The organism is Ornithinibacillus caprae, from assembly GCF_009728145.1.
In the GTDB taxonomy this organism is placed as follows: Bacteria; Bacillota; Bacilli; order Bacillales; family Amphibacillaceae; genus Ornithinibacillus; species Ornithinibacillus caprae.
In genome coordinates this window covers 325,575-337,196 of sequence record NZ_WOCA01000002.1, presented here as the reverse complement: position 1 = coordinate 337,196, position 11,622 = coordinate 325,575, and the positions used below count along the sequence as shown (strand labels likewise).

Below are 11,622 nucleotides of genomic sequence, written 5' to 3'. Positions count from 1 at the left end.
TCAAATTTTAGGAGGGAAATAGATGAATAAGAAAAAAATTATTCCGGTCATTTTATCCTCAGCAATTGTAGCAGGCTCATTCTCAGTCAGTGAGGTATTGGCCAAGCCACATGAATCTTTTACACCTCTTAGTGAACAAGTTCAAAAGGAATGGAATGAGAAGTCTAACGTTCCGATCTTCGTCAAGGAGAAACACGCAGAAAAATATGCATCTAGTAATACTACTAATGCAGTAGATTACTTGAGTAAACATGAAACGAAACTAGGAATTAAAAATCCACAAGCTAACCTCAACGTTAAAACAATCCAAGAAGATGAATTAGGAATGACACATATCCGCTTCCAACAAATGAAAAATAATGTTCCAGTAGATGGAGCGGAAATCATCGTTCACTTCAACAAAGATCATGAAGTAGTTGGTGTAAATGGACATTATAACAAAAATGCAGAAATTGAATCCTTAAGCACCAATGCATCTGTACAAGCTGAAGATGCATTAAAAGTAGCTAAATCAGCGGTACAAGCTCCAGTTGAATTAAGCTATGAACCTTCATCAGAACTTGTTGTATATCCATTTGAAGAACAGAACAATCTAGTTTACAAGGTAAATCTAACCTTCTTGGGAGATGAACCCGGTAACTGGTTTGTATTCGTTGATGCCAATACTGGTGAGGTAGTCGATAAGTACAATGCATTATTGCATACAGAAGATATCAAAAAGAAACATCATAAAGGTGTAGGTGAAGGGGTTCATGGAGATCTTCGCCATATACACACAACACAAGAAGTAACATCAGGTGGTGCTACAACATTTAAATTATATGATGAGTCTCATGAAAACCTAGAAGGAATTTACACATTTGATCACAACACGGGAGAAATTTTTGAAAACGATAATTCATCCTGGATGGATGAATACCAAAGCCCAGCTGTAGACGCACACTTTAATTCCGAAACTGTCTATGAATATTATCTGGATGAGCACGACCGTAACTCGTTAGATGATAACGGAATGGCGATTATTTCGTACGTACATTATGGAACAGATTATAACAATGCTTTCTGGAATGGTCGTCATATGACATACGGAGATGGGGATGGAGAATTTATGGTACCTCTATCTGCAGGTCTAGACGTTGCTGCACATGAGATGACACATGGTGTAATCACTCATACTGCTAACCTACAGTACCGCTTCCAGTCAGGAGCACTTAACGAATCATTCGCTGATGTGTTCGGTGCGTTAATCGATGAAGATGATTGGGAAATGGGTGAAGATATTATGGCTCCACCTTCTATTGAAGAAGGACGAACTGCTTTACGTAGTCTAAGTAACCCAAGCAAATTCCCAGTATCTGAACAAAGAGCTCCATATGGTAACGGAATGTATCCTGAGCATATGGATGAGTACTACGATATGCCAATTTATGTCGATAATGGTGGTGTACACGTTAACTCTTCTATTACCAACCATGCTGCATACTTAATTGGTGAGGAAATTGGGAAACAAAAACTTGGACAAATCTACTACCGTGCATTAACTGTATATCTAACTCCAACATCAGACTTTAGTGATGCTAGAAATGCTATTGTACAGTCCGCGGCTGATATTTATGGCGAAGGTAGCGATGAAGTTGCAGCTGTAGAGAGTGGATTTGATCAGGTGGGAATTTACTAAGTTATTACAAAATCCAATGGTATATATACCATTGGATTTTGTGTTACATCACAATATCTAGGTTTATCCTAGATATGTTTCGTCACCTGTACTAACTATTTCACTTTATAGTACTTTTTCTACCATAATTTCTTTTCTACACCACTCAATATTATCTGAATTAATACACCCCGTTTCTTCCTCCATTGCATTTAATACACCCATCGTTATTCCAAACTTTATTAATTCTACTTCTTTTAGATTTCGATGTAGACCTGCAGCAAATCCAGCAATAACTGAATCTCCTGATCCAACTGGATTCAAAATATCAACTTTCGGTATTCTTACTCTATATATATTGTCTTGGTGTTTTACGATCGCACCTTTAGAACCCAATGTTACAACAACCCATGGTACCTTGTTAAATAACGGATTATCTATAGCCTCCACTACTTCGTATAGAGTACTTATATTTTTACCAAGCAGTTCTCCTAATTCATCACTATTTGGTTTAATTAAAAAAGGCATACTCTTTCCTTGCAACGTTTTGGAAAGTAATTCCCCTTTCGTATCAAGAAGAACAGGGGTATTATTATTCATTGCTATCCCTAGTAATTTTTCATAATACTCTTCTGGCAATCCAACAGGTAAACTACCAGAAATTGTAACAATCTCCGCTTTTTTAATGAAAGTATTAAAATTATATAAAAGTGCATCTGAATCCTCAGAACTAATTGTTGGTCCACTCTCTAATATTTCTGTTTGTTTACCTTCGTGTATAATAGCTATACAATTACGTGTTTCACCATCTATTTTTATAAATTTATCTTGAATATTTTTTTTTGTAATCTCATTACGGATGAATGCTCCTAAACTTCCTCCTATAAAACCAGTTGCTGCTACATCCTCATGTAATTGATTAAGAACTCTAGTTACATTTAACCCTTTACCACCTACTGTTTTCGAAATATCTGACACTCTATTTACTGTGTCTATGTTAAATTCCTTTAGTTTATAGCTAATATCAACTGACGGATTTAACGTTACGGTTAAGATCATATCATGCTCACTCCTTATAATAAATGGAGTGGGAACACCATCCCACTCCATTCTACTAATTTATTATGCTTTGCCATCACTCTTACATATTAATATTTTTTCGATAACCGCTTCTTTCATTTTTTGTTTAGCTGGTCCGAAATATTTTCTTGGATCAGTTTCGTTTGGGTTATTAATTAAGTGATTACGTAACCCAGTAGAGAATGGTATTTTTAATTCAGTTGAAATATTTACCTTAGCGCACCCTAGCTCAATACATTTACGAACATCCTCTTTTGATATACCTGAGGCACCATGTAATACTATAGGTACGTCTACTAATTTCCTAATTTTTTCAAGACGATCAAAGTCTAAGTTAGGTTCAGTTTCATATAAACCATGACCTGTTCCTATTGCAACAGCAAGTGAATCAACACCAGTTCGCCTAACAAATTCAACTACTGTATCCGGATCAGTGTAAGCAGCATCTTTTGCTTCAATTACTAGGTCATCCTCTTGACCAACTAACTTTCCAAGTTCTGCCTCCACAGTAGCATCATAGTTATGTGCTGTCTCTGCAACCTTTCTAGAAAGCTCAATGTTCTCCTCAAAGGAATGATGTGAACCGTCAATCATTACTGATTTTGTACCTAATTTTAGTGATTCCTTAATAGATTCTAATGTTTCATGGTGATCTAAATGTAATGCAATTGGAATATCATTTTCTTTTGCTGCGACTTCTACGATTCCTTGGATGTATGCCCGACCAGCATATTTCATTGTCCCAGGGGTTGCTGCTAATATCACTGGGGACTTCATTTCTACTGCTGCTTCCACTACAGTCTGTACGGTTTCTAAGTTATGAATATTAAATGCTGGAACAGCATAACCTTCTCTTCTTGCTTTTAATAGCATTTCTTTTGTATTTTGAACAAATCCCATGATAAATTTCCTCCTAGAAATGTGTCTAATCGCTGATGAAAACAATTTATATAATATGGATAACTATTTATCTTTCAAACTTTATTTCACCTGCAATTGCTACAGCTTGAACGTTAATGTTAGAATCAAGGACTACATAATCAGCTATTTTTCCAGTAGTGATACTACCAATCTCATGTTCACGTCCAAGGCTTTTTGCTGGAGATAACGATCCTTTATGCCAGACTTTATACAATGGAATTTCGCTCCATTGCTGTAAGTTCTTTACACCTTCAATTAGCTGTAATGTACTACCGGCCAATGAATTACTCTCCGTCTTCGCCATACCATCCTTCACTACAACTGAAAACTCACCCAAATCATATTGTCCATCAGGCATTAACCCTGCACGCATGCAATCGGTAACTAATGTTAATTTATCACCTTTCACTTGACTAGCTAATACAGCTACTTTTGGATGTACATGAAACCCATCACATATTAACTCTGTAAATGCACGTGAATCAGTAAGTGCTGCACCTACAACCCCTGGTTCACGATGATGTAAACCAGTCATCCCGTTAAATAAATGAACATAGTTTCGAGCCCCAGAATCTATCAATTCATGACAGCATTCATATGACCCTTCTGTATGAGCAATACTAACTAATACTCCGCTTTCAGTTACTTTTTTCGTGAATTCTACAGCTTTGTTCCGTTCTGGTGCTAACGCGATTTTTACAATAGTTCCACCAGATAGGTCTTGCCATTCTTGAAATTCATTAATGTTTGGATCACGAAAATAATTAGGATTTTGAGCTCCTTTATGTTTATCAGTAAAGTAAGGACCTTCTAAAAATATTCCTTCTGACTTAGCTCCAGTTAATTCTTCTTGAACAGCTTCAGTAACACTAATTATTGATTGTTTCAAATCTTCCTTTGATGACGTCAACGTAGTTGGCAAGAAACGAGTAACTCCTAATGGTAAAATAGCTTTTGAGATTTCATGAACCGCTTCAGAAGTGCCATCCATAATGTCATATCCATTTATTCCATGGATATGTGTATCAAATAAGCCAGGGGCAATGGTATGCCCAGTCCAATCTATAATCTTTGCATTTTTAGGAGTGGCCTCTACAAATTCACCAAATCTTCCTTCCTCTATTTGTAAATACCCTCCAAGCTTCTCTTCATGTTCAAGTAAGAATCGATCAGCTTTTATATAATAGGTCATATAGTAAACTTCCTTTTTATACTTTTACTAGATTCCTTCTTCGCTTTCTTCTATTTCCTTCTTATTCACTGCGAATTCCTTTATATTTTCTTTGCCATCGTGTAATACCCTATTAATAAAATCATCTAAATGAAGCTCACGTTGAAATAAGCCACTTAATAGCATAGGTGAATTGACACCACCAATAACCTTTACATTAGATTTTGTAGCTGCTACACGACTACTTACATTAAAAGGTGTTCCACCAGCTAAGTCCGCAAAACAAACAACGCCAGACCCTGTATCAACCTCTTTTATTGCTTGTTCCAATTCATCCTTTAGTTTATCCTGATCTTCTTTAAACGGTACGATGCGTACCTGTTTTACTTCACCAGCAATGAGCTGTACAGATTCAAGCATTCCGTTTGGAAATGCTCCGTGTCCAGTTAGAACAATACCGATCATACTTTCATCCCTTTCAATGATGTCTAATTATGAAACTGAAGATTACCTTAGTACTTTCTTTCAAATTCTTTATAATGAAATTCTAATTGTGAACCATCTATAATTAATTATAAAATGTTAAAATATGCCCCAAGCAGCCCTACAATCACTGTAATTCCAATTAGAGTAATAGGAGAGCGACCTTTCTTTAACAACCAATACATTAATAACGTATACCCTAAAGGAAGCATAGCTGGCATAATTTGGTCTAAAACATCAGCTTGAATTGCTAGTTCAGCTTCTCCTGACTTCCAAACATAACTTACATTAAATGCTACGTATGTTGCTATTAAACCACCAACAACTGTTAAACCAACAATAGATGCAGCACGAGAAACAAATTGAGTTCCCTCTTTAAGTTTCGAAATTGCCTTTACACCCATTTTGTAACCATAGTTCATTAATCCAAAGCGTACTCCAAAATGAACTAAGTTAAATAGAAGCAAAAATACTATAGGTCCAAATACATTACCTTCAATGGCTAACGAAGCACCTATACCCGCGGTAATAGGTAATAAAGTTAGGTAGAACATTGCATCCCCAATTCCACCTAGTGGACCCATCATTGCGATTTTAATTCCTCGAATAGCTTCTCTATCTTCCTTCTTTTGCTCCATAGCGAGTATCACACCCATAATAAATGTTACTAAGAACGGGTGCGTATTAAAGAATTCCATATGATCTTTCATGGATTTGCTTAAATCTTTTTTATTTTTATGAATATAACGCAATCCAGGTAATAGAGAGTATAACCACCCTGCAGCTTGCATACGTTCATAGTTAAATGATGCTTGTAATAATAATGATCTCCAGGCTAAATGTCTTAACTGTCTTGCTGATAATTCTTGAGCTGATGTATTATCTTCATATATGTTAGATTCCATCTGTTATTTCCTCCTCTCGAGGTCCGCTATTGTTATTTCCTTTTTTGTTTTGATAGAAATCATAAAGTGCGATAGCTAGACCAATTAATGCAATTGATAAAATTGGTAAGTTCAAGTAAGCAGCTAAAACAAACCCCACAATAAAGAACATAATATATTCGACTTTCATCATAATTTTTAATAACATGGCAAAACCAATTGCTGGCATTATTCCACCTGCAATAGATAGTCCATCAAGTATCCATTGTGGAACTGTTTCAACATATGCAGATGCTTGTTCTGCTCCAAAGAATATTGGCAAGAATGCAATTACTGCATAAAATACGAACAATATTGCTAATCCAAGATAATTTATTCTCTCTATCCCCTTATAATTACCCTCCAGAGCGAATTGGTCTGCTTTATGCATAACTGGTGAAAAAATAGTGAAAAACAATGTAATTAATCCTTGTACTGCAACTGCAAATGGAATAGCAATTCCAACGGCGACATTCGGATCTTGACCAATAATAATACCGAATGCTGTACCTATTACCCCACCAATAACTACATTTGGTGGTTGTGCACCAGCCAGTGGTACCATTCCCATCCAAATCAACTCTAATGTACCACCTACAATTAAACCGGTAGTAACATCTCCTAAAATAATCCCGACGACTAGCCCTGTAACTACTGGACGGTGAATGTGTGTAAGACCATTAAAAAGATCAATCCCCACAATTCCAGCCCACAGAGCAATTAATAATGCTTCTAATAACATATGTTTGCCTCCCTTATTATTTTTTCTATATAGCAATACCTAAAGTAAATCTAAAATGTTTTGACCTCTCTCACTTGGCACACCACGTAAGTCGAGTTTTACATCTAATTCATCTAGTCGTTTAAAAGCTGCAATATCCTTTTCATCAACAGATACAGTTGATGAAATTTGTTTTTTCCCTTCTTCATAATGCATATTTCCAATATTTAAATTATCTATAGGAACCCCTCCTTCTCTTAGGGCTAATGCATCTTGTACATCTTTTACTACTAAAAATATCTTTTGACGTGGTGATGCTTTATGAATCACATCAATGGTTTTTTGCAATGTAAAATAGCGTGATTGCACTGTATCGGGTAACACCATATCCATTAAATTTTGTTGGACTTCATCTTCAGCAACCTTGTTATTTGCAACAACGACTAAATTAGCTCCAAGGTGATTTGTCCAAGTTACTCCCACTTGTCCATGAATTAAACGATTATCAATTCTAGTTAATAAAATGTTAGGTCCTGACATATACATTCTCCTTTTTTATAGTTTATATAAATCTAGTAAACTGTTATTTTTATCTTTCATAAATAGTTACACCTTGCACAACGCGATTCACACGTCCATCCGGACTTGGATTATCTGGTGTAATTCCTAATTGAATTGATTTCTTTAATGCTAACCCTTGTGCAAAGGTTACATATAACAATGCAAGGTATAGATCATTTGCTAAATCACCCACAGGTATTGTCCAGTCAGCTAGCTGTTCTATTTCATCTTCTTTTTTATCTGTAAGAACGACAATTTTGGATAAATCATCTTCTGACAACTCACGTAGAATATCTAAATCATACTTTCGTGTATAAGGATTCTGAGACATAAACAATACAACTACTGATTTTTCATTTAATATTGATTTAGGACCATGTCTAAAGCCAAGGGAAGATTCATGTATAGCAACTACTTGACCTGCAGATAGCTCAAGCATTTTTAATGCTGCTTCGTGCGATAATTGCCCTAATAATCCAGAACCTAGATATACAATGCGCTCAAAATCAAAATTAACAATATCTTCAATGGTTTCATTAATAGATTCAAATAGTTGTTCAGCATTTGAAAATGATTGTTCTAATTCATTTACATTGAATACGTTAGTAGAGAATATTAGATATGCTGCAAGTACCATACTTGTGAAACTACTAGTCATTGCAAACCCTTGATCATGTGCAGCTTCAGGTGTCAAAACAGTAATACTTTTTATATCATCCTTAGTATTCTGAGCCAATTGACCATTCTTGTTACAGGTTATAACAACTTGATAAAATTCATCTATAATGTCTTTTCCGAGCTTCACAGCTGCAACACTTTCTGGACTATTTCCAGACCTCGCAAACGAAACCATAATGGTTGGAGCATTTTTAATTAAGTACTCACTAGGATTAGAAACAATATCTGTAGTAGGTATTGCCTCAATTTGGACTTTTTCTTGATTTTGCTTTCTTAATTCAGGTACCAGTATATCTCCGATAAAAGCTGAAGTTCCTGCACCTGTGAATATTATGCGTACATTACTATGCTTAAAATAGATTGTTTCAATAAAATTTCTTAAAGTTTCTATCTGATCAGAAAGATTTTGAGTTAATTCTCGCCATACTTTTGGTTGCTGTAGTATTTCTTTCGATGTATAAATCGCTTTCATTTCTTCTAATTGTTTAGATGTCAAATTAAACATGGTGCCCCTCCATAAGTTATTAATATTATCTGGTAATGATGTCATAACCAGTAAGTTTTTAAGTAAAGCTCTATTAAAATAATTTAAATAGAGCTTTATTATTGTAACTCAACCGTATAAGCAAATTTATCGCCTCGTGCGACACTGATGGTATATTCAATCAATTCATCATGATAATAGGCAAATCGTTTTAATATCATAGCGGGTTGCCTTACTTCCACACCAAGGTGAGGTGCTTCATTCTCTCTAATCAAAGAAGCAGTAAATCTTTCAATTGCTTTAGTAACAACGATTTGGTAATCCTCTTTAAAAACATCATACATAGGTTTTTCTACTAAGTCAGTTGCTGTTAAATTAGGAAACAACTTTTTTGGCAAATAGGATGTTTCATATATCAGTGGTGATCCATCTGCCAGACGTAGACGAACAACTTGATATACTTCTTCTAGTGGTTCTAAATTCATTTGTTTTGCCAGATGATTATCAAGAGCAATTTCACTAAATGATAATACTTTGGTAGTTGGTGTCTTTCCCATTTTTTTCATCTCTTCAGTGAAACTATATAATTTCACTAAATTTTGTGTAATAGATTTCGAAGCAACAAACGTACCTTTACCGTGAAGCTTATAAATATAGCCTTCACGCTCTAGTTCTTGTAATGCTTGTCTAACAGTAATTCGACTTAAGTCATATATCTCACAAAGCTCTCGTTCAGAAGGTAACTTTTCATGTTCATGGTAGACTTGACCATCAATTTTATTAATTATTTCTTCCATTAATTGTAAATATAGTGGTACTTTATTAGTCTTATCCAAAGTCCAAAAATTCACCTCCTAGGTTAATATCACATTGGTTATAACCAGTTGATTAAATTGTAAAACATTTTTTTTTAATTGTAAAGGATTTCTATGTAATTTTACTAAAAAAAGGAAGGTGCCTGTCACTTGTCGAAATTCGACAAGTGACAGGCACCTACTCTATTAAACCAAATGACAGGCTACATAATGGCCTTCTTCTACTTCTCGCCACTCTGGTTTTGCTTCCCTACATGCTTCTGTTGCTACTGGACATCTTGTATGAAAAGGACATCCAGTAGGATAATTGGATGCACTTGGCAAGTCTCCTTCTAGTTTGATTCTCTCTCTTTTTCTTCCTGGAATTGGACGCGGGATCGATGATAGTAATGCCTTTGTGTATGGATGTTGCGGATTTTTAAAAATCTGCTCTGTCGTACCTAACTCTACTGTAGTTCCAAGATACATCACTAAAACACGATCACTAATATGACGTACAACCCCTAAATCATGCGAGATAAAAACGTAGGTTAACTGGTGCTTCGCTTGGAGCTCTTTTAATAGTTTAATAATCTGCGCTTGTACCGAGACATCTAAAGCAGAAACCGCCTCATCACACACCACTAATGAAGGGTTCAGCGCCATCGCTCGTGCAATACCAATCCGCTGCCGTTGTCCCCCACTAAATTCATGTGGATAACGATCATAATGCTCTTTATTTAATCCAACCTCAGATAACAGTTCTAGTACACGTTGTTTCCGTTCCTTCTTAGACATCGTTGTATGGATTACAAATACCTCTTCCAATGCTTTTCCAATTTTTTGCCTTGGGTTAAGTGAAGCAAATGGATCTTGAAAAATCATTTGCATATCCTTTTTGTATTTCTTCAATTGTCTCTCTGTTAATGAGCCAATATCATTTCCTTTAAACTGAATCGAGCCACCCGATTTGGATTCCAGCCCTAGGATTGTTCGCCCTAACGTTGATTTTCCACAGCCGGATTCTCCTACAACTCCAAGTGTTTCGCCTTCATAAATCTCTAGGCTAACCTCATTAACTGCTTTAACATGTGACTTTGTTCGCTTTAATACGCCACCCTTAATCGGATAGTACGTTTTCAAATCCTCCACTTGCAGCAATGGTTGTGTCGGCATTGGTGTCCACCTCCTGAAGCCAGCATCTTACAGCAGCATTTTCTTTACCAACGTCAATTAACGCTGGTTTTTTCTCTTTACAAATATCCATTGCCATTGGACACCGGGGATGAAAACGACATCCAGGAATATCATCTTCCATACTCGGCATAGAGCCAGGAATAACTTTCATTTCCTGTGTTTCATCATCTACATTTGGCACTGCCCCCAATAATCCTTTCGTATAAGGGTGCTTTGGGTCTTCAAATAACGTTTGTACATCATTTACTTCTATTACGTCACCAGCATACATAACCATTACACGGTCAGCAATTTCAGCAACGACTCCCATATCATGGGTTACAAACACAACGCCCATGCCAAATTCTTCTTTTAAATCATCCATGATATCCAATATTTGCGCTTGAATCGTTACATCCAATGCTGTTGTTGGTTCATCGGCAATCAATAGAGAAGGTTCACACGCTAATGCCATCGCAATCATAACCCGTTGGCGCATTCCTCCACTTAACTCATGTGGATATTGATGTATTTTTTCTTTAGGATTTGGTATCCCAACCTGCTTAAGTAACTCAACACTTTTGACGGTCGCCTCTTGCTTGGACATCCTTTTATGAATTCGCAATGGTTCTTGAATTTGATAGCCAACTGTAAATACCGGATTAAGTGCAGTCATTGGTTCCTGGAAAATCATCGAGATCTCATTTCCTCTGATTTTTCGTAATTCCTCTTCCGTTTTCCCAACTAGCTCCTCCCCGTTCAAACGGATGGATCCATTTGACACTTCCCCGTTTTCGGGAAGAAGGCCCATTAAGGATAATGAAGTAATACTTTTTCCTGAACCAGACTCTCCAACAATACATAGGGTTTCACCAGCTTCAAGCGAAAAAGAAACGTTCCGAACAGCTGTAGATGTTGCTTTAGCTGTTCGAAATTTAATTGTTAAATCGTTAACTTCAAGTAAATTCCCCAT

General features: G+C 36.1%; 12 protein-coding genes. 1 reads left to right on the top strand and 11 read right to left on the bottom strand.

From position 1 onward, the window contains the following. Nucleotides 1-22 precede the first annotated feature (22 nt). Nucleotides 23-1,678 carry a M4 family metallopeptidase gene (locus tag GMD78_RS04335; protein ID WP_155667464.1) on the top strand — a complete coding sequence of 552 codons (1,656 nt, stop codon included), beginning with the start codon at nt 23-25 and terminating at the stop codon, nt 1,676-1,678. 105 nt (nt 1,679-1,783) lie between these two features. Here the strand turns inward: GMD78_RS04335 and GMD78_RS04330 are convergent, their stop codons facing one another. The 11 genes from GMD78_RS04330 to GMD78_RS04280 all read right to left on the bottom strand — a co-directional run bounded on the left by GMD78_RS04330 (nt 1,784) and on the right by GMD78_RS04280 (nt 11,622). After that, on the bottom strand, nt 1,784-2,716 hold the full coding sequence (locus GMD78_RS04330; RefSeq protein WP_155667462.1) for a hexose kinase: 933 nt from the start codon (nt 2,714-2,716) through the stop codon (nt 1,784-1,786). Nucleotides 2,717-2,779: 63 nt separating this feature from the next. After that, nucleotides 2,780-3,637 (bottom strand): tagatose-bisphosphate aldolase subunit GatY, encoded by an 858-nt coding sequence (locus GMD78_RS04325; RefSeq protein ID WP_155667460.1) that lies wholly within the window; start codon nt 3,635-3,637, stop codon nt 2,780-2,782. Nucleotides 3,638-3,704: 67 nt separating this feature from the next. After that, entirely contained in the window at nt 3,705-4,850 is a 1,146-nt protein-coding gene (nagA, locus tag GMD78_RS04320; RefSeq protein WP_155667458.1) for an N-acetylglucosamine-6-phosphate deacetylase, read from the bottom strand. A gap of 27 nt (nt 4,851-4,877) precedes the next feature. Continuing rightward, entirely contained in the window at nt 4,878-5,294 is a 417-nt protein-coding gene (locus GMD78_RS04315) for a PTS sugar transporter subunit IIA (RefSeq protein ID WP_155667456.1), read from the bottom strand. A gap of 107 nt (nt 5,295-5,401) precedes the next feature. Further along, on the bottom strand, nt 5,402-6,217 hold the full coding sequence (locus tag GMD78_RS04310) for a PTS system mannose/fructose/sorbose family transporter subunit IID (RefSeq protein ID WP_155667454.1): 816 nt from the start codon (nt 6,215-6,217) through the stop codon (nt 5,402-5,404). Beyond that, nucleotides 6,207-6,977, bottom strand: coding sequence for a PTS N-acetylgalactosamine transporter subunit IIC (gene agaW, locus GMD78_RS04305; protein ID WP_155667451.1), 771 nt, complete (start codon nt 6,975-6,977; stop codon nt 6,207-6,209). The genes GMD78_RS04310 and agaW overlap by 11 nt, the downstream gene beginning before the upstream one ends. Before the next feature lie 39 nt (nt 6,978-7,016). Then, a complete protein-coding gene (gene agaV, locus GMD78_RS04300; RefSeq protein ID WP_155667450.1) occupies nt 7,017-7,496 on the bottom strand; it encodes a PTS N-acetylgalactosamine transporter subunit IIB in 480 nt (159 codons plus the stop codon). Nucleotides 7,497-7,545: 49 nt separating this feature from the next. Continuing rightward, the gene (locus tag GMD78_RS04295; RefSeq protein ID WP_155667448.1) at nt 7,546-8,700 is read right to left on the bottom strand and encodes an SIS domain-containing protein; all 1,155 of its coding nucleotides are present in this window, start codon (nt 8,698-8,700) and stop codon (nt 7,546-7,548) included. 98 nt (nt 8,701-8,798) lie between these two features. Continuing rightward, nucleotides 8,799-9,515 carry a GntR family transcriptional regulator gene (locus GMD78_RS04290; RefSeq protein WP_246187554.1) on the bottom strand — a complete coding sequence of 239 codons (717 nt, stop codon included), beginning with the start codon at nt 9,513-9,515 and terminating at the stop codon, nt 8,799-8,801. A gap of 165 nt (nt 9,516-9,680) precedes the next feature. Then, nucleotides 9,681-10,649, bottom strand: a complete 969-nt coding sequence (locus tag GMD78_RS04285) for an ABC transporter ATP-binding protein (RefSeq protein WP_155667446.1) — start codon at nt 10,647-10,649, stop codon at nt 9,681-9,683. Then, nucleotides 10,594-11,622 carry an ABC transporter ATP-binding protein gene (locus tag GMD78_RS04280; RefSeq protein ID WP_155667444.1) on the bottom strand — a complete coding sequence of 343 codons (1,029 nt, stop codon included), beginning with the start codon at nt 11,620-11,622 and terminating at the stop codon, nt 10,594-10,596. The genes GMD78_RS04285 and GMD78_RS04280 overlap by 56 nt, the downstream gene beginning before the upstream one ends.